This window comes from Streptomyces sp. NPDC025618, from assembly GCF_055558795.1.
On the sequence record NZ_JBVHLW010000047.1, the window covers coordinates 1 to 17141 of the forward strand.

Annotated in this window: 19 protein-coding genes and 1 pseudogene; 17 read left to right on the top strand and 3 right to left on the bottom strand. The window is 68.8% G+C overall.

Annotation, left to right across the window (positions count from 1 at the left end; all coding sequences use genetic code 11):
• The first annotated feature begins 98 nt into the window (after window positions 1-98).
• From ACZ4A5_RS27395 to ACZ4A5_RS27420, 6 genes and pseudogenes are all read left to right on the top strand, one after another.
• Entirely contained in the window at window positions 99-527 is a 429-nt protein-coding gene (locus ACZ4A5_RS27395; RefSeq protein ID WP_467589767.1) for a terpene synthase family protein, read from the top strand.
• A 72-nt stretch (window positions 528-599) separates the two neighbouring features.
• Entirely contained in the window at window positions 600-872 is a 273-nt protein-coding gene (locus ACZ4A5_RS27400) for a hypothetical protein (protein WP_467589771.1), read from the top strand.
• Window positions 873-943: 71 nt separating this feature from the next.
• Window positions 944-1353: pseudogene (locus tag ACZ4A5_RS27405) on the top strand (transposase); the annotation flags it as partial.
• Between the two features lie 421 nt (window positions 1354-1774).
• Window positions 1775-3247: a tetratricopeptide repeat protein gene (locus ACZ4A5_RS27410; protein ID WP_467589893.1), complete on the top strand. Its 1473-nt coding sequence runs from the start codon at window positions 1775-1777 to the stop codon at window positions 3245-3247.
• A 95-nt stretch (window positions 3248-3342) separates the two neighbouring features.
• Window positions 3343-3537 (top strand): ASCH domain-containing protein, encoded by a 195-nt coding sequence (locus tag ACZ4A5_RS27415; RefSeq protein WP_467589774.1) that lies wholly within the window; start codon window positions 3343-3345, stop codon window positions 3535-3537.
• Window positions 3534-3704 carry a hypothetical protein gene (locus ACZ4A5_RS27420; protein ID WP_467589777.1) on the top strand — a complete coding sequence of 57 codons (171 nt, stop codon included), beginning with the start codon at window positions 3534-3536 and terminating at the stop codon, window positions 3702-3704. The genes ACZ4A5_RS27415 and ACZ4A5_RS27420 overlap by 4 nt, the downstream gene beginning before the upstream one ends.
• A 130-nt stretch (window positions 3705-3834) precedes the next feature.
• On the opposite strand, the gene ACZ4A5_RS27425 is transcribed toward ACZ4A5_RS27420, so the two are convergent.
• Window positions 3835-4194 (bottom strand): hypothetical protein, encoded by a 360-nt coding sequence (locus ACZ4A5_RS27425; RefSeq protein ID WP_467589780.1) that lies wholly within the window; start codon window positions 4192-4194, stop codon window positions 3835-3837.
• Window positions 4195-4323: 129 nt separating this feature from the next.
• On the opposite strand from ACZ4A5_RS27425, the gene ACZ4A5_RS27430 reads away from it, so the two are divergent.
• Window positions 4324-4644, top strand: coding sequence for a Scr1 family TA system antitoxin-like transcriptional regulator (locus ACZ4A5_RS27430; protein ID WP_467589783.1), 321 nt, complete (start codon window positions 4324-4326; stop codon window positions 4642-4644).
• Window positions 4637-4876, top strand: coding sequence for a DUF397 domain-containing protein (locus tag ACZ4A5_RS27435; protein WP_467589786.1), 240 nt, complete (start codon window positions 4637-4639; stop codon window positions 4874-4876). Before ACZ4A5_RS27430 ends, ACZ4A5_RS27435 begins: the two co-directional genes overlap by 8 nt.
• Before the next feature lie 101 nt (window positions 4877-4977).
• Here ACZ4A5_RS27435 and ACZ4A5_RS27440 read toward each other — a convergent pair whose 3' ends face one another.
• Window positions 4978-5784 (bottom strand): IclR family transcriptional regulator domain-containing protein, encoded by an 807-nt coding sequence (locus ACZ4A5_RS27440; protein ID WP_467589789.1) that lies wholly within the window; start codon window positions 5782-5784, stop codon window positions 4978-4980.
• A gap of 120 nt (window positions 5785-5904) precedes the next feature.
• Window positions 5905-6858: a quinone oxidoreductase family protein gene (locus tag ACZ4A5_RS27445; RefSeq protein WP_467589792.1), complete on the bottom strand. Its 954-nt coding sequence runs from the start codon at window positions 6856-6858 to the stop codon at window positions 5905-5907.
• Window positions 6859-7826: 968 nt separating this feature from the next.
• Here ACZ4A5_RS27445 and ACZ4A5_RS27450 point away from each other — a divergent pair.
• The 9 genes from ACZ4A5_RS27450 to ACZ4A5_RS27490 are packed head-to-tail and all read left to right on the top strand — an operon-like array spanning window position 7827 to window position 17131.
• Window positions 7827-8324 (top strand): hypothetical protein, encoded by a 498-nt coding sequence (locus ACZ4A5_RS27450; RefSeq protein WP_467589795.1) that lies wholly within the window; start codon window positions 7827-7829, stop codon window positions 8322-8324.
• Between the two features lie 37 nt (window positions 8325-8361).
• The gene (locus ACZ4A5_RS27455) at window positions 8362-8607 is read left to right on the top strand and encodes a hypothetical protein (protein WP_467589798.1); all 246 of its coding nucleotides are present in this window, start codon (window positions 8362-8364) and stop codon (window positions 8605-8607) included.
• Window positions 8604-9155 carry a hypothetical protein gene (locus ACZ4A5_RS27460; RefSeq protein ID WP_467589801.1) on the top strand — a complete coding sequence of 184 codons (552 nt, stop codon included), beginning with the start codon at window positions 8604-8606 and terminating at the stop codon, window positions 9153-9155. Before ACZ4A5_RS27455 ends, ACZ4A5_RS27460 begins: the two co-directional genes overlap by 4 nt.
• A gap of 13 nt (window positions 9156-9168) precedes the next feature.
• Complete coding sequence (locus ACZ4A5_RS27465) at window positions 9169-11715, top strand: ATP-binding protein (protein WP_467589804.1); 2547 nt, start codon at window positions 9169-9171, stop codon at window positions 11713-11715.
• Window positions 11712-12278, top strand: a complete 567-nt coding sequence (locus ACZ4A5_RS27470; protein WP_467589806.1) for a hypothetical protein — start codon at window positions 11712-11714, stop codon at window positions 12276-12278. The genes ACZ4A5_RS27465 and ACZ4A5_RS27470 overlap by 4 nt, the downstream gene beginning before the upstream one ends.
• A 56-nt stretch (window positions 12279-12334) precedes the next feature.
• The gene (locus ACZ4A5_RS27475; RefSeq protein WP_467589809.1) at window positions 12335-14353 is read left to right on the top strand and encodes a hypothetical protein; all 2019 of its coding nucleotides are present in this window, start codon (window positions 12335-12337) and stop codon (window positions 14351-14353) included.
• Entirely contained in the window at window positions 14350-15132 is a 783-nt protein-coding gene (locus tag ACZ4A5_RS27480) for a hypothetical protein (RefSeq protein ID WP_467589812.1), read from the top strand. The genes ACZ4A5_RS27475 and ACZ4A5_RS27480 overlap by 4 nt, the downstream gene beginning before the upstream one ends.
• Before the next feature lie 4 nt (window positions 15133-15136).
• Window positions 15137-16327, top strand: a complete 1191-nt coding sequence (locus tag ACZ4A5_RS27485) for an NlpC/P60 family protein (RefSeq protein WP_467589815.1) — start codon at window positions 15137-15139, stop codon at window positions 16325-16327.
• An 18-nt stretch (window positions 16328-16345) separates the two neighbouring features.
• The gene (locus tag ACZ4A5_RS27490; RefSeq protein WP_467589818.1) at window positions 16346-17131 is read left to right on the top strand and encodes a hypothetical protein; all 786 of its coding nucleotides are present in this window, start codon (window positions 16346-16348) and stop codon (window positions 17129-17131) included.
• Window positions 17132-17141: the final 10 nt, after the last annotated feature.

The window sequence follows — 17141 nt, forward strand, 5'->3', positions numbered from 1 at the left end:
CTCATGACCCGCCGCCTCACCGGCGAAACCACCCTGAACTGGCGCGGAGCCTAAACCCCAGGACCAAACACGAATCAACGGACCAAACGCTCAGTGAGATGGAACTTCCCGAGACGGTGTACACCGCCTCCGCCTATCAGCGGATACTCATGGCCGCCGTGGACATCGTCTGCTGGACGAATGATTTGCACTCCGTGGAGAAAGAGACCGCCTGCGGCATCACGACCAATATCATTCTCGTGCTCGCCCACGAGCGGTATATCAGCTCACAGCACGCCTTCGCTGCTGCCCGCGAATGCATCACCGCTCGCATCGACGATTTCCTGGCAGCGGAAACCCGCCTGTTCATGTGGAGTACCGATGCCGACGCAAGCCTGCGGGAGATCATCGAGCGCAATGTGCGGGGACTGCGTGACTGGATCGCCGGATCCCAGCAGTGGCACTCGGAGGTGACCTCGCGTTACGCACTTCCGGGTGGAACACCACCAGTGGTCGAAGACCTGCTGGACACCCGCTCCGCTGGATGACATCCGCGGGACACCGCCCCGGGACTGCATCAACCGGTCTTCCGGTTTTTGAGGTCCTTGTCGTCAAGGTCGGTGGTTGAGAGACCGGGTCAGTTCACGGTTGGCGGCCCGGGCGGCTTGCAGTTCATCGGTCCGCTCGTCAAGCTCGCCCTGCTTGTCGGCGAGGTGCTGTTCCAGCATCGTGATGCGTCGCTGGAGCTGGTCGATGTCGGCGGGTGCCCCGAGACCGGATTCACGCCAGACGGTCTCGCCGAGGGTGTGGGAGAGGCGTTTTTCCAGCTGGCGGACGCGTGCGGAGAGGCGTTTGTTACGTTCGAGGGCGTTGGCCAGGTCGGTTTGGAGTGAGGCTCTGAGGTGCCCCCGGTGGTGTGGACAGTCTGGCAATGGATCTTGTGGGTCCGAGGAAGGGTGTCCTGGTGGGACGTAGGTCTCCGTATCCGGCGGAGTTCAGGAACGATGCCGTCGCGCTGTACCGCGCGGCGGGTGGGAAGCGCACGTATGCGGCGGTGGCGGCGGATGTCGGGGTGACCGGCGAGACGCTGCGGAGCTGGGTGCGCCAGGCTGACGAACAGGCCGGCCGTGACCACAGCCGCGGTGACCAGACCGGGGAGAGCCGGGACGAGGAGCTGACCCGGCTGCGTGCGGAGAACGGCCGGCTGCGCAAGGCGGAGAAGGAGTGGGAGCACGAGCGGGAGATCCTGCGCCGGGCGGCGGCCTGTTTCGCGAAGGAGATGAAGTGAAGAACCGCCGCTGGGACTTCGTCTCCGCCCATGCCGAGGCCTTCGGTGTCCAGCGGATATGCCGGGTCCTGGCGGTCTCGCGCTCGGGCCAGCTGCCGGTCCAGCCGGTCCAGCTGGGCAACCTGCCCCGCCAGGGCACGGTCCGGCCGCGCTTCGTCGTCCATGGGTTCCCTCTCGATCTGCCGCCCCTGGGCAGGCCCAGGGGCGGTGCGGACAGGGGTGGAAGGCGCGACGCGTCCGGCCGGATGCCCTGCGATCACCGGCAGGAGCCAGCTGTGGTGACGGGTCCCGTCGGCCGGACGCGGCGCCGCCATCAGAGTTGTCCCGTCGCGTCGGTGCAGGTAGTGAGAGGTCCCCGCCCCTCAAGGGCGGCGCCGCCGCCCTTGAGGGGCGGACAGGCCGCCCTGGAACAGAGGTTTGACCACTGTTCGGGGCAGGCAAGCAATCTTCGTCAGCACCAGCGGCGCAACCGGCGCCGCCAGCGTGCGCCCCCTGGGGAGGGTTCCCGTGAGAGCCGAGACGGCGAAGCGATCAAGGCCGGTCCACGACGTCTCCTGCGGCCGGGCCGTGCGCGAGCAGGCCCTGGGCCGGGCCGGATCCCCCGACCCCGTGCCAGCCCTCGTGGTCGCGATGATCGCCGCCGACATCGAGGCCCACTGCGGCCACCGGCCCCTCAAGTGCCGCCGCCTGGCCATGGGCTGGACCGTCGTCCAGGCCGTCGCCGCCGCCCACCAGTTCGTCACCGACGATGGCCTGCCCAAGGTCGGGCTGTCCGAACGCTCCTGGAAGGACTGGGAAGCCGGCGTCCTGCCCAGCCCCGACTACCAGGACCTGCTGTGCCGTCTGTTCGCCGCCAAACCCGTCCTGTTGGGCTTTGCCCGCGACTACTCACCCGCCCCCGCTGATCCACTTTGGAACGGAACCGCGCCGGGTGCGACACTCCCCGCAGGGCAGGCAAGTGCCAAGGGAACCAGCCCCGCCGACACGGTGGAGGTGGGAGAGACGAAACGTCGCGACGCGGTGAAGCTCGCCGGACTGGCCCTGGCAGCCCCGGCGGCCGCAGCCCAGATCCTGGAACAGGCTGCTGCCGAGGCCATGGAGTTCACCCGGCAGGCCGAGGCGACTTCACTCGGCTCCGGCACCCTCGACCACCTCGACCTCGCGGTCACCGAGTTCAACCGCGCGTACTCCCTCAAGCCGCCCAAGGCCGTCTTCGACGCCGTCCTGGACTACCGCCGCAAAGTCGACCGCTTCCTGAAGGACGACCACACCCACCGTCAGGAACGCGACCTGCGGGCGTTCGCCGGATGGCTGTCCGAACTCTTAGCATGGCTGGCCCACGACCTCGGGAACGCAGCCACCGGCCTGGCGTTCGCCACCGACGCGTTCGCCCAGGGCCAGCAGGCCGGACACGGCCAGCTGTGCGCGTGGGCCATGGACGCCGCCGCCTCCATCAATCTCTATGAACAACGACCCGCCAAAGCCCGTGAAGCCGCTCTCAAGGGCCTCCTTGAGGCGCCGGCCGGGCATCCGCTGACCGTGCGGCTGCATGCCCAGGCCGCCCGCGCTGCCGCTGCCGACGGCGACGCCGAAGGCTTCACCACCGCCTTCCACGCCGCCGAGGACGCCTATCGGGTCCTGCCGCCCCGCTCGCCCCGCCGCTTCGGCATGGACGTCCTGCCGCTCGCGGACTACGCACTCACCTCGTATCCGGCGACCTCGTTCATCTGGCTCGGCCAGGCCGAACAGGCCCGCCAGCACGCCGAACACGCGCTCGCGACTTATGAGGCGGCCCCCGCGGCATCCCGCTCGCCGAGCCGGGAGGCCATCGCCCGCATCGACCTCGCGCTCGCCCATGCCCAGCTCGGCGACCCGGACGACGCCGTGGCCCTCGGGCATCAGTCCCTGGACTCCGCCCGGGTCGTCGACTCTGTCCGCCACCGGGCCGGGGACCTCACCACCTTCCTGACCCGCCGCTAACCCCGCCAGGCGGCCGTCGAGGGCCTGCGCGAACGGCTCGCCGCCGTGAATGCGGCTGCCCGCCCCGCCCTGTCCGCAGCAGCACCGTCCGGAGCGTGAAGGAGACCATGATGGCCGACACCACCCCGCCGCCCGCTGAGCACACCCTCAACATCCGCAAGCCCTACTTCGACCTCATCGCCAGTGGTGCCAAGACCATCGAGGTCCGCGTCGGCTATCCCAAGATCCGCAAAATCTCCTGCGGATCAGCTGCGGGGCCGACACCCTCACCCGCCGCGTCACCGAGGTGAAGGAGTACGAGTCCTTCAAGGCCATGCTCGATGCCGAGGACGCGGCCGCGATCGGCGGCCCGGACATGACCCACGACCAGCTCACCGCCGCCATCCGCGACATCTACCCGCCTGAGAAAGAAGCCCTCGGCGTCTTCGCCCTCCACCTCGCCCAGGCCGACCACTGAGCCGGACCGTCCCCCCTCCTCGAGGAAGGGGGGGACGTACCAGTGAACGTACTCAGTCGCGTACGACTCCGTCGTGCACCACCGCGTACGGACTTATCTGCTCAGCCGCCTGTTCGAGCCGGGCGTCCGGTCATCGGCGCTGAGGCAGAACACGCACGATGCCATCGCTGTCAGCTGACTCCCTCAGCTGGTGGTTCTCCACTTCTAGGACGTGGACCACCCTGGCGAACTGCTTCGCTTGTTCCTTCAGCGCGTCGCGCTCCGCACGTACCTTTTTGAGCTGGTCTTCCAGTTCACGGTTCCGCTGCTGTAGGCGATTGGAGACCACTGGGCGGATGTCCTGGGCTCTCACCAGGGCATAGAACAGATCCTTGAGCGTCGTGTGTTTGTGGGTGAGCTTATTGCGCCTCAGCCCGGCCTCCTCGGCCAGCGACTTCGCCGTCAGATGTCCGTCGGACCGCAGCGGGACGCCGACCAGCAGCCTGACCATGGCGTCGGTGATGGCCTGGATCTCCGCCGCGTCCTGAGCACTGCGGGGCTCGGCTGCCGCCGCGGTCTGGGCCGGGTCGTTTGCGGCGGCCGGGGTGCGCGCCCCGTAGACGGCCGTCGCCGCTACCTCATGGGCGACCTCGACGAGATGCTGGAGCAGTACGACGAGATCATCAAACTCTCAGAGAGTGATCACGTCACGGTCCAGATCAGGCGCGCGAAGCCGTTCGGCTACCGGTTTCCGAGCGACTTCACCATCCTCGATCTGCCGGACGGTCTGCCCACGGCCGTGCAGGTGGACAACGCGTGGGGCTCTGTCTCCATGTCGGACAAGCCGCGTGAGGTCGGCCGGTTCTCCCGGAAGTTCTCGGCACTCCAGGCGTCGGCCCTGATGCCCGAGGACACCCCGGGGTTTCTGCAACAACTATCGCGAGAGATCAGGAATGAATAGTGTTCATGCCACTCCGTCCACTTTGGTCGCATCTGAAGGTGCCTGGTTCAAGTCCTCCTACAGTGGCTCGGGTAACGCCTGTGTCGAGCTCGCTGACCTAACAGGTCAGGTCGGCATCCGCGATTCCAAATGGAAGACGGGCCCCGCCCTTGTGCTGGCGTCTGCAGCCTGGGTCGCGTTCCTCACCGAGGTGCAGCGTGGCGGTCGGCTCGCCGACGGCTTCACCAACTGATCACCTGAACCGGCGCGGTGTCCTCCCCAACCGAAGTGGGGAGGACACCGCTTTGTCCGGACCGGGCCAGTTTAGGGTGCGGCGAGAAGCCTGTTACAGGTTCAGTGGGGGTTTGGTTGGCTGGCGCCGTGGCGGCTGAGCAGTGCGGCTGCGGCCTTCGTTGCTTCGACGACCGGTTCCGGCGCGGTGGGCATGATGGCTGCCGGCTTGAGGAGGAGTACGGCGCCCATGATGATCCCGTCCCACATGACGGGTGCCGCGACGGAGTTCCAGCCGACCATGCATTCCTGTTGTCCCAGGGCGTAGCCGAGGTCTTGGATGTCGGTCAGTGAGGCGGTCAGGGCGTCGTTGTCGGTGTAGACGCCGGGTCCGGCTTCGTCGGGTACGGGCTCGGCGAGGACGCGCTGCTGGAGCTGTTCGGGCAGGTAGGCGAGGATCGTACGGCCCGAGGCTCCCGTGCGCAGTGAGCGGGTGACCGACAGGACATCGCGTGGGGTCATGCCGAGCTCGGCGAGGTCGCTGTCGCCGACGGCCATGTCCACGCACTGTCGTGCGGCGCCGGAGAAGGGCGCGACCATGTAGAGGAAGGCCATGCCGCCGTCGGTGGCCACCCGCAGTTCTCGCAGGGTCTGGTGGACCAGGTCGTTGTCGAGTCGGTGGTCGAGGGCGGTGAATGCCAGTGCGGCGGCCTGGGCTCGCAGGCGGTACCGGCCGCGCCGGACCCGGTCGAACACGCCCTGGTAGATGCCGGATTGCAGAATTCGGCTGACGACGGAGTCGTCGAGGCCGGTAGTCCCGGCTATCTCGGCGGGGCTGTGGTCGGAGCCGCCGAGTTCGGCAAATGCCTGTTGCACGAGGAAGACGCGCTCCGCGTGGCCCGAACTGCTTCCGCTGACGTTGGTGACCATGGTTTGTGGTTCCTCCCCGGTGGCAGAGTCGTGCTCCTCTCGCGGTAGCACGACGTCCCCGTCCGTAACGGCCGCGAATAGGAAGGTCGCTCAGGGCGGTTACGGAGGGTGCTGCTGATACTACTGAGACTGGGCGGTGTCGAGGGAGATTTTCCCGGTGTGGGTGCGGGAGGCGAAGTCATGGTGGGCGCGGGCGGCTTCCTCCAGTGGGTAAGTGGTGCCGGGCAGCGGTGTCAGGGCACCGGAGCGGACCGCGGTGAACAGGGCTTCCACCGAGTCGGGGAGCGCGCTGCGGTCTGTGTAGAGGTGGGGGAGCCAGAAGCCGGCGACCGTGATGGAGCGCTCCATCAGCGCCCTGGTGGTCACGGTGGCGATGTGACCGCTGGCGTACCCGAATACGGCCAGTCGGCCGCGGGGGGCGACGGCGGCGAGGGTGGCGTCGAAGGTGCGGCCGCCGGTCATCTCCATGGCGGCGTGCACCGGGCCACCTGCCGCCTCCACGATGCGTTCGGTCAGGTCCTCCGAGGTTGAGTCGACGGCCGCGTATGCGCCCAGTTTCACGGCGAGGTCGCGCTTGTCCGCCGTGCTGGCGAGTGCGATGACCTTCGCCCCGGCGTGGGCGGCGAGCTGAACGGCGAGTGAGCCGAGCCCGCCGGCGGCGGCGGGGATGACGACGGTCTCGCCGCTGACGATCCGTAGCGACGTGTGCAGCAGGTGCCAGGCGGAGTTGCCTTGCAGGGCCAGGGCGACAGCTTGGTCGTCGGTGATGTCGTCGGGCACGTCCCAGCTGACGCGTGTGTGGACCAGTGCCTTCTGCGCGTAGCCACCGCCTCGGATCAGCCCGGCGATACGGCGGCCACCCGGGCCGATCGTCCCGACGACCTCGTTTCCGGGGATGTAGGGCAGCGGCACGTCCGCGAGATAGCTGTTGTCCCTCGCGTGGAGGTCCGCGAAATTCACGCCGGCGCGTGTCACGTGGACGAGGTGGTGGCCGCGACGGGGTTCGGGGTCCGGGGCTTCGGCGAGCCGTAGGACTTCCGGACCGCCGAATTCCGTCATGACGATTGCGCGCACAGGTGACTCTCCTCGGGGTGGCGGGTGTTGTGTGCACGCACAGGATATTCGCTGTCCAATTCGCAGCCCTTGTCGGCTCATTGGAGTCTCGTCTTCTCGTCACCCGAGCAATGGGGGTGCGCTCCGGCTCGTTTGCTCGCCTGGCGAGATACGGTGCGTGTTCGCGCGTATCCCCATGGTGAAATGGTGCTTGCATTCCCTTGATTCGTGAGTTGGAATGGTGGACCCGGAAGATCTTCCAACGCGAAGTCTTCCGATTCCAGGGCGTGTTCCGGCACACGGATTGTCGCGCCCGCCGAGAGCCCTGAGTTCCGTGCCCGCGCGTGGGAGGCCGCTGCCTGATGCCGTCTATGGGAAAAATAGCCAGACTGATTCTCAACCTCCCCGCGCCCCGGGAGGAGCAGACTGCCCGCACTTCGGATGCCGTATCGTCCGGGACTTCGCGGGTGGCGGAAGGTGCTCAGGCATGGGTGACCGCTGGCAAGCGCTTACAACAGGAGGCAATACCAAAGGGATTGCCGTTGCCTCGGCCCAGCCGCGCGCGGCCGCCGGATGTTGGTCGGGTCCCGTGGGCGGTTGAGAAGGAGAGCGGCGGCGCGAAGTTCGCGGCCCGCTTCGGCAGGGCTGTCTTGTGGCTGGTGGTGGGGCTCGCCGTGGTTACCGGCGTACGGACGTGGTTCTGGCCCCAGGGGAGTCCGTCACCCCCACCGGCGAAGGAGGAGACCGCCCCGGCGTACCCCGTACAGGAGGCCCAGGCGGTTGCCGCCCGCTACGCGCGCACATTCCTCACCTGGGACGAAGGCGCGCCGGAGGCGAGAGCGAGAGAGCTGGCACAGGACCTTCCCCCGGGAACGGACGCGTCCGCGGGCTGGAACGCCAAAGGACATCAGGACGTACTGGCCGCCCAGCCAGGGGCCGTGACACCGCAGCAGGACCCGACGCGGGCACGTGTCCACGTGGACGTTCTGGTGAACACTCCCGCTGGGGAATCCAAGGAGAAGAAGGACAAGTCCCTGGTGCCCGGGCAGCGGTGGGTCGGGCTCGAGGTGCCGGTGGTCGCCACCGGGGGACGGGTCGTCGTCACCGGGCAGCCCGGCATCGTGGGCATCCCCCGGAGCGCGCCGTCGGTGCCGGAGCAGGCCGTACCGGATGCCGACGCGCCGTTCAGTGACGCGACCAGGGGTGTCGTGGAGGGGTTCGTCGCCGCGTACGTGAACGGCACCGCCGATACCGTCACGGCGCCGGGCGTGTCCGTCGCGCCCCTGCCCGCCGGACTGACGCTCGTCGGCTTGCAGAGCTGGACGGCGGACAAGGGCAGCGGCGACACCCGTACGGGAACGGCCATCGTGGTGTGGGGCCTCTCCGGCGCTGAGATCACGCAGACCTACCGCATCGAGCTGACCCGCGTGTCCTCGGCGTCCGCCGCGCGCTGGCAGGTCGCGCAGATCCAGGGCGGCGCGGCATGAGCCGAGGCCGCCTGCATTTACCTGAGGGGAACCACTGATGGGCAATCAGACCCTGGCCGCGCTGACCAGCGGGGTGCAGCTCAAAGACTGGGTCATCACCGTCGCCGGGAACATCTTCCTGATCATCTTGATCGTCCGGGGGATCGGCCACTACGCGAAGCGCGAGTGGGGCGGGCTCATCAGCCACCTGATGGCCGGTGTCGTGGTCGCCGGATTCGTGTACGCGTCGGACGTCACCAAGACCGTACTGGTGGACGTCTGGACCAAGGTTGTCGGCACATGAGGGTCGGGCACACTTACACCCGGCATTTCGATCTGGAGACCCGGCAGCACGAACTGCTCGGCGTGGATCTGGGGGAGGGGCCTCCGCGCCGTCTGTTGGTCACCGGGTGCGTGATCTACGTGGTGTGGGTCGGCGTCCTGTTCCTGGTGTTCGGGTGGCCGTCGAGGATCTTCTTCGTCCTCTACTTCGTGCCGCCCGCTCTGATCGCCTACTACGGTGCGCAGCGCAGCAAGCGGATCGACCGCCGCCGGAACCTCACCCACTGGGCCCTGACGGCCCGCTACCTGACAGTCGGTCACCGGCCGGTCATCAACGGCGGACGGCGTGCGGCGGAGCGTGCCGAATGGCTTCCGCTGCGGGCCCGGCTGGGGGAGAAGGCCGGGCGTCTGGCGGAACTACCCGGCATAGGCGGTGCGGAGGGCCTGCTGGGAGGCGACGAGCCGAAAACGGCAGCCGGGCGGGCTGTGACGTTCGATATCCGTCCGCGCCTGTACGGGCCGGACGTCGTTTATCGCGCCCGCCGTCGCGGCTGCACCAAGCAGTCATAAAGGGAGGACGGGCATGAGGCTGTGGAAAGGAATGGCGAGGCTGGCCGGGGTGGCGGGGGACCGCTCGGCGCCGCCTCCGCGCTATGTCGCCCTCGCGGACGGGCTGATCGTGACGGAGACGCACGCCCAGGCGTGGTACGTCCTGGGCAGCTCCAACACGGACCTGATGAGCGAGGGCGCGCGCGATGCCGAGCACGACCAGGTGGCCGGGGCGCTGGCGCGGCTGCTGGCCGGGTACGACTGCCACTTGAAGGTGGTCTGGTCGCCGCTGGACGCGGAGGACTACCGCACCGAGGCCGGCCGGCTGTTCACGGCGGGAGACTTCCCGGCGTGGGCCGGTGCCCGGGTACGCCGGCTGCGGGACCTGGGGCTGTCGACCCGTCATCTGCTGCTGGGGGTGCGGATCGCCGAACGCTCCGGCCAGGCCACCGCCCGCGGCCGTGCCGGAGCGCAGAGCGCGTTCGGTATCGGCGCGTCCGCCGTGCCCGCGCGGGAGCTCGCGCACCTGGACGCGCTGGCCCGGCGGCTGGGGCGCCAGCTGGAGACCACGCCGTGGAAGGCACAGCCGGCCACGGTGGAGATGCTGGCCTGGTCGATCGCCCGTGAACAGCACCGCGGCACGGTACTGCCCGCTCCCGACGGGGACGGGGTGATCAGCGGGGCGAAGATCGCACAGCTGGTGCGCGGCCGCGTCCTGCCCTACCCCGACCACGTGCGCCTGCTCGACGGCCGGGGCGATGCCGTGGCCTGGACTGCGGTGCTGGCGATGACGGGTTTCCCCGAGCAGATGGAGTCGCCGGGGGCGGGGGAGTGGCTGCGGGCCGTCTCCGAGATCACCTACGTACCCGAGTGGGAAGGGGAGGACGTCGACCCGGAGGTGACGTTCCTGCCTGTCAACCCCGAGCCCTCCGTGCGGTTCACGGTGATGCACCGCCGGGACGCGCTGAAGAAGATCGACGAGGCGCGCCGCCTGGCCAAGGAGCAGCGACAGAGCGCCTCGGAGCACTCCGCGGGGGAGACGGGCCAGGAGATTGAGGAGACCGAGGAGACGATGGAGAGCCTCTCGCGCGACATGAAGCGGGAGGACATCACCCTCCTGGAGGACCACCCCCGGCTCGTCGTCAGCAGCGACGCCTCGCTGGAGGACCTGCGGGCGCGGGTCGACGCGGTGATCACGCACTACGGCGGCATGGGCATCGAGGTCAGTGTCCTGGAGGAGGAACAGCGCGAGGCGTGGCTGGAGTCACAGCCCGGCGACAGGGTCCGCATTCCCGATCTGATGCACACCCGCACCGTCGGCGCGCTCGCGGGCAGCTGGTTCTGGGGCGGTGCGTCCGTGGGCGATGACGAGGGCCCGATCATCGGCTTCCTCACCGGTACGACCCCCGGTGTCGTCCGGAACGACCTCACCGGTGGCTCCGACCGCGGGGACGCGACCACGACCGCGTTCATCGGCCGGTCCGGCAGAGGCAAGACGACCGCGATGATGCTGTCGCTGCTGGACGCCGCGTTCCGCGGATCGTTCGTGCTCGCCCTGGATTTCAAGGGCGACATGGGAGGCCTGGTCTCCGCAGGCCGGCACTACGGCCTGAACGCCCAACTGATCGAGACCGGGGCGCAGTTCGCCGGGGTCGCCGACCTGTTCACGCTGCTGACCGGCGAGGGCGCCGAGCGCGCGCAGACGGAGGTACCCGCTCAGCTGGGCATCGCCCTGCCGCAGCACCTGCGGATGCGCGGTGCGGAGACACCGATTCAGCTGGCGGTCAACGAGGTGATCGCCGCCGGCGACCCGCGTACCTGGAAGGTGATCGAGCACCTGCGGCAGTCGCGGGACGCGCTCGCTCGCGAGGCCGGTGACGCCCTGCTGGAGCTGTCCCGGACGGCGCTGGGAGCCCCCTTCATGGGCAAGCCCGCAGGCGGTGCCCTGTTGTCCCCGGAGCCCGGGCTGTGGGTCGTCCAGGTCCCCGGCATCACGCTGCCGTCCCCCGACGACGAGCGTGAGGACTGGTCCGTACACCAGCGGCTGAGCGTGGCGCTGGTCCACTCGCTCCTGGCGTACGGGATCAGCATGGCGGGCCGAAAAGACCTGCGTGGCCTGCGGAAGATACTTGCTGTACCCGAGGTGCACGTCCTGACCGCCACCCGCGAGGGCGCTTCCTTCCTGCAGTACGTGGCTCGGGTCGGCCGCGCCTTGCGGACGGCCCTGGTCGTGGACACCCAGGACCCCGAGTCACTGGCCGGACTGACCGGCTTGCTCGAACAGCTCACAACTGTCTTCGGATTCCAGCTGACCTCCGCGGAACAGCAGGACGCACTCGCGGCCCTTCTCGACCTCCCCCAAGGTCCTCACACGCGCGCTCTGATCCAGGCCATCGGCGTCGACAGCACCCAGGAGATCCGCCACGGCCACTGCATCATGCGCGACCGCCGGTTCAACAGCGCGACCGTGCAGTGGGACATCCCGTCCATGGAGCTGATGCGGCTGCTGAGCACGACTCCCGTCTCGGACGACGGAGACAGCGTGGACCTGACCGAACAACCCGAGGAAGAGGCAGCATGAAGCGCACCTTGACCGCCGCCGCGACGGCTGTCCTGCTGGCCGTCGCCGGATGCTCGTCCGAGGACAGCGTGCACGACGACAGTGCCAAGCCCTTGGCCGATGAGCCGAAGGCCATGATGGCGGTCGCCGTCGCGTACCAGCAGGCCCTGATGAACCACGACTGGACGCGCTCCTGCCAGATGGAAACCTCTCAGTACCGCTTCGGGCGCACGGTCCAGGAATGCGTGGCTGCTTACAGCCCTCACCACGACACCGCACCGTCGACCGGATCACCCGAACCGGAGAACACGGACACGGCACCGTCCGATAGCGCGGCCTCAGCCGGCCCGGTGACCGCGGAGCCATCGTTTGTGGACGTGCCTGGCAACAGCGAACACCAGGTCGGCACCGGCGTCATGGTGATGTTCACCGCCGTGGGGCCGAAAACTTCAACGACCTACCGGTACGCCGTACGACTCGTCAAGAACGGCAACTCCTGGCAGGTCGACCAACGCGAGACCGTGTTCGACTCGGACATCGCGCACGGTGACCCGGTCAGGTCCGCCCTGGGGAAGACCAAGTGAGGCCTTTTACATGGCGGCTGCCACGACTGCGGAACCTGGCCGTTCCACTGCTGGGAGTGCTCGCCACGCTCATGCTGTGCGGATCGGTGGCCAACGCGGCGGACAGCCCGCGCAAGGAGCACAAGACCTTCGAGGTAACGGGCGTCGGCGGCCTCCTGCCGTCCCCGGACATCCCCATACCCGGGGGAAAGGAGGCGGGCACCTTCTTCGAGACCTACAACAACGACGACCTCTACGACCTCGACACCGAATACGGCATGTTGGACACAGATGACTTCGTGGAGGTCTTCGCCGACATCTTCATGAGCCTGACCGTGACCGTTGGCCGTGCGGCAGTGGTCTGTGTCCAGTGGGCATTCAAGATGACCTCCCTGCCCGGCATAGAGAAGGCCATGACCACGGCGATATCCGGCTCGGCCGGAACAGTCACCGAAACGCTCCTGCCTTCAGCCCTGGTCGTCGGCGCACTCGTCGCCTGGGGGAGTCACCGAAAGTCCGGGTCCTCGCTGGGGCAGCTCGGCTGGGTCTTCGCCTCCGGAGTCCTGGCTGTCTCCCTGCTGACCGCACCCAATACCTGGGTGAGCGCTCTCGATTCCACCCGCACCATCGGAACTACGGTCGCGTTCAAGGCCACTGACGCCGGACTCGGCAAGGGTACGCAGGAGCCGATCGCGCTCGGCCACGAAGTCCAGTACACCAAGGACGAACGCGACACGATGCTGCGCAAGAGCGCTGACGCGGTCTGGCGCACCTACGTCGCCACGCCCTGGTGCATCGCCGAGTTCGGCAGCAAGGGTGCGTGCAAGGAGTACGGGAAGGAACTGCTCGACCAAGGACCGAGCACGAGCACGCGCAAGGCATGGCTGAGCCACAACGTCAACGGCAACCCCGACGGCGGTCAGGACACGCTGAAGTGGCGGGAAGGGCACCGGCCTCTGGGCCGGATGATGGTGACGTTCGCCGCCCTGCTCGGTGTGACCCTGTTCGCGGCACTGGCGATCATGCTGGCCTTCGCGTCCCTGGCCAGTCTGCTCGGTGCGCTGATGCTGCTGGTCTGCGGGGTGTTCTTCGCCTGCCTGTGGGTGATCCCCGGACGCCCCCGGCAGTGGGGCACCAAGTGGTTCGACCTCCTGCTGGGCTTCGCTCTGCAGAGCTTCATCAGCACCATGGTGCTGGGCTCCGCGATGATCATGACGAGCGTCACGACCGGCACGCTCGGTGAGTACGGGTACTTCGCCGGGGCAGGGCTGAGCATCTGCTCCGTCATCGCCGCTTTCAGGATGCGCAAGCTGATGGAGTCGATCGTCAGTGTCTCCAGGGCCATGGGGCCCGGAGCCGCCATCGGCGGTTTGCTCACCGCGCGCGGCGCGATGAGGGGTGCCGGGAAGATATGGCACGGAGCCCGCCGCCTCGGCCGCCGCATCCCTTCGAGGCCGCCGTTGAGATGGCCGGCCGCCGACGAGGCCGGCCCTGATTCCGGCCCCGGCCGTGTCTCTTACGCTCCTTTCCCTGGCAGCGGTAGGGGAGGGGGCGGTCGCGGAATCGCCGGATCGGGGATGCCCCGCAGGCCCCTGCCTCCTCCGCCCTCCGCGCAAGGAGCACGCGCTCCGTTGCCTCCCGGCAGCGGCGGACGCGAGGTGAGCCCGGCGGCGAGCAGGCCGGAACTGCCCCCGGCGAGCGCGCCCGTACGCGGCCGCAGCGTCGCGGACGGCCCCGGAACAGGCACCCCAGCACCGCGGCGCCGTGCCATCGAACCCGCCCCGGCCCGGCCGCGCCCGGCCTTGCCCGCAGGCCCGAACACCATCCCACCGGCCCAGCCCGCTCCGGCCGAGGCATCCGCCGGACGCCCCTCGCCGACACTGCGGCCCGAGGCCGACGCCCCGCCCGCCTTCGGCTTCCAGCGCCTGCCGCGCACCGGCGCCACCGCGCCGCGTGTGATCCGGGGTGAGGTCATCCGCAGCACCCCGGCCCGTCCGGGCGGACCCACCGGCCCGAACCCCGCACGCCCCGAGCTTGCACGGCGCCGCCGTCGCACGTCCATGCCTGGCCCCCGGAACGGGGGCGGGGGCAGGTGAGCAAGGACGACGACAGCAAGGTGAAATCCCCGCTGGAGTGGCGGGAGATGCTCAAGACCGGCTACGACTACCCTGAGGCGACACAGAAGGGCAGACGCGGCGAGCGCCGCCGCGCCCGCAAGCAATACCGGCAGCGCGAGCGGACCGAGCTCCAGCGGGTGCTGGAGGAGGAACGCCGTCGCGAGCCGATGACCGCGGGTGGGGCCGTGCTCCTACTCGTCGTGATCCTGGTCATCGGCTGGGCCTCCGCACGTTGGTTCCTCCACCAGGACGAGCAGCCCACGGAACCCGCCACAGCCTCGGGCACGCCCGCCGGCCCCGAACCGGCCGGACCTCACAGGACCCCGGGCACGACGATAGTGCCGCAGCCACCCGAGCCGTCAGCTGTTACCGAGCTCAGCAGCCCGGAGAAAGCCACCGAAGGGTTCGCCCGCGCCTACCTCACGATGAACCCGCCCGCGGACAAGACCCACGAGACAGTGATCCGCCGGGCGGCCCCGTGGATGACGGACGCCCTGGTCCGGAACCTGGTCATGACCCCCGACCGGGCCTGGAACGAACTGATCTCCAACGGAGGCATCTCCAAGGTCACTTCAGTCATGGTCAAGAACACCGAACACGGCATGCCCATCGACACCCCGCTCAGGGCATGGCGGACCGTGACCGTCGAAGCCGCCATCGACGGCTACAAAAAGTACCAGCAGACATACGTCCTGCAGACCGAGGCGACGCGCAGCAGCGACAACACCTGGCGCGTCGCCCGAGTCCTGGGGGTGTGAGCCCGTGGACGGACGCCAGGCCATGGACATGGCCGCAGGAGCGGCAGGGCGCGCACTGCTGATCAAAATCATCGTCCCCGTCGCCGTCCTCGGCCTGTTCGGCCTGATCGCCATCGGCCTGGTCGCCGGGATGTCCGGAACGAAGGCCCACGCCGCATCCGGATGCGGGAAGCCCGGCCGGCCCGACACCGAGTACGACACCACCGGCGGCGCAGCGACCGGCAGCGACCACGCCCAGCAACTGGCCAACGCCAAGACCATCGACCGCGTCGCGACGGAAGGCGGCCTCCCCGGACGCGCCACGCTCATCGCCCTGATGACCGGCCTCGCCGAATCATCGCTGCTGAACCTCGACCACGGAGACCAGGACAGCCTGGGCGTCTTCCAGCAGCGCCCCTCATCCGGCTGGGGCACCAAAGAACAGATCAAGGACGTCACCCACGCCGCCACCATGTTCTTCTTCGGCGGTGACACCGGAGACCCGCCCGGCCTCACCGGCATCAAGGGCTGGGAGAACAAGACGCTCAACGACGCGGCACAAGCCGTCCAGCGCAGCGCCTTCGCCGACGCCTACGCGGGCCAGGAGACCGAAGCGCGCAACATCGCCGAGGAAGCGGGCATCAACCTCGACCGCCCCGCCAGAGGCGACAGCGGCCGCCCCCGCGACGACGCCTCGTCCATCCCCTCAACAGGACAGCACGGCGCTCACGGGGCAACTCCCGCCACCTGTACGGACAGCAGCCCGGGCGAGCCCGGCCAGGCATTCCATGACGGCCAGGCATCCTGGCCCGGTAACGTCAAGAACCGACGGTCCACCCAGGACGCCATCCGGTGGGCACGGCAGCAAGCCTCCGGCGGCAGCGACCAGTGGTACCGCATGTGCCTGGCCTTCGTCGCCACCACGTACGGCTGGACCTCCTCCGGGACCACCTACGCCCAGGACCACTACCTGGACGTGATGCCCAAAGACATGCGGCACGACAAAGACCGCAACCCCCCGGCCGGAGCCCTCATGTTCTGGACCACAAGCAGCCGAGCCGGGCACGTCGCACTCTACATCGGCGACGGAAAAATAGCCTCGAACGACATCGAAACCCCAGGCCGCATCAGCATCGTGCCCGCAACAGACATCGAAACGAAGTGGGGCGCCACATACCTGGGCTGGAGCCCTCCGTACTTCCCGAACGGCGGATGACGAAGAAAGAAGAGCACCATGCCTTCCACCGACCCCGACCAGGTACCGCCCACCCCCCTCTACACCATCACCGTCACGGCATCCGGCAACACCACCCTCGACGGAGAACCGGTCCACGCAGAACCGGGCCAGGAGCCGCGCGTCGCCGCCCTCGCCGAAATCCGCATCAAAGCAGCCCTCTGCGACCGCACCGTCCGCGTCAACGCCAAAGAACCCGACGGAACCATCTGGCCCCTCCTCGTCGACACCGACGGCACCGTCACCGCCCTCAACACCCCGCACCCCACCCCACCCCGCACAGCCACCGACTGGCAGGCACCACTCCCCGTACTCCACCAGCCGCACTACGAGCACCTGCTCACCGCCATGAGGGCAGACGACCTCGACACCGCCATCACCACCGCAGCAACCCTCGAAACCGCACTGACACAAGAGCACGGCCCCCGCCACCCGCACACCCTCAACATCCTCACGCTGCGCACCTGGCTGACCCTGCGACGACAGCCCGACACGCGCGACACCCTCAAACTCCTGCTCCGCACCGCCGAGCACCGCCACAAAGCCCAAGCCCTCCCGCCGGAAGACACCACTCGCTGCGCCCGCAACGCCCACGCGGTGTGGAGCCGCCTGGCCGGTACCGACCCGACCGCAGCTGGAGCGCTGTACGCGGAGGTCCTGCGCGTGCTGGACCTCGTGGGGGAGACGGGCAGGGCGCGCGCCGTACGGGCCTGGGCCGACACCGCCGTCACCGGGCGAAGGGCACCCGGTGGCTGGCGTGCGAAGCAGAGGAGAAGCGCGCGATGACGAGAGGCCA

What these genes read in the sequence shown, in the direction of transcription:
- ACZ4A5_RS27395 (WP_467589767.1), top strand. Translation starts at nt 99, where the DNA reads ATGGAACTTCCCGAGACGGTGTACACCGCCTCCGCCTATCAGCGGATA.
- ACZ4A5_RS27425 (WP_467589780.1), bottom strand. Translation starts at nt 4,194, where the DNA reads ATGGTCAGGCTGCTGGTCGGCGTCCCGCTGCGGTCCGACGGACATCTG.
- ACZ4A5_RS27470 (WP_467589806.1), top strand. Translation starts at nt 11,712, where the DNA reads ATGAAGCGCACCTTGACCGCCGCCGCGACGGCTGTCCTGCTGGCCGTC.
- ACZ4A5_RS27455 (WP_467589798.1), top strand. Translation starts at nt 8,362, where the DNA reads ATGGGCAATCAGACCCTGGCCGCGCTGACCAGCGGGGTGCAGCTCAAA.
- ACZ4A5_RS27490 (WP_467589818.1), top strand. Translation starts at nt 16,346, where the DNA reads ATGCCTTCCACCGACCCCGACCAGGTACCGCCCACCCCCCTCTACACC.
- ACZ4A5_RS27435 (WP_467589786.1), top strand. Translation starts at nt 4,637, where the DNA reads ATGAATAGTGTTCATGCCACTCCGTCCACTTTGGTCGCATCTGAAGGT.
- ACZ4A5_RS27465 (WP_467589804.1), top strand. Translation starts at nt 9,169, where the DNA reads ATGAGGCTGTGGAAAGGAATGGCGAGGCTGGCCGGGGTGGCGGGGGAC.
- ACZ4A5_RS27460 (WP_467589801.1), top strand. Translation starts at nt 8,604, where the DNA reads ATGAGGGTCGGGCACACTTACACCCGGCATTTCGATCTGGAGACCCGG.
- ACZ4A5_RS27430 (WP_467589783.1), top strand. Translation starts at nt 4,324, where the DNA reads ATGGGCGACCTCGACGAGATGCTGGAGCAGTACGACGAGATCATCAAA.
- ACZ4A5_RS27440 (WP_467589789.1), bottom strand. Translation starts at nt 5,784, where the DNA reads ATGGTCACCAACGTCAGCGGAAGCAGTTCGGGCCACGCGGAGCGCGTC.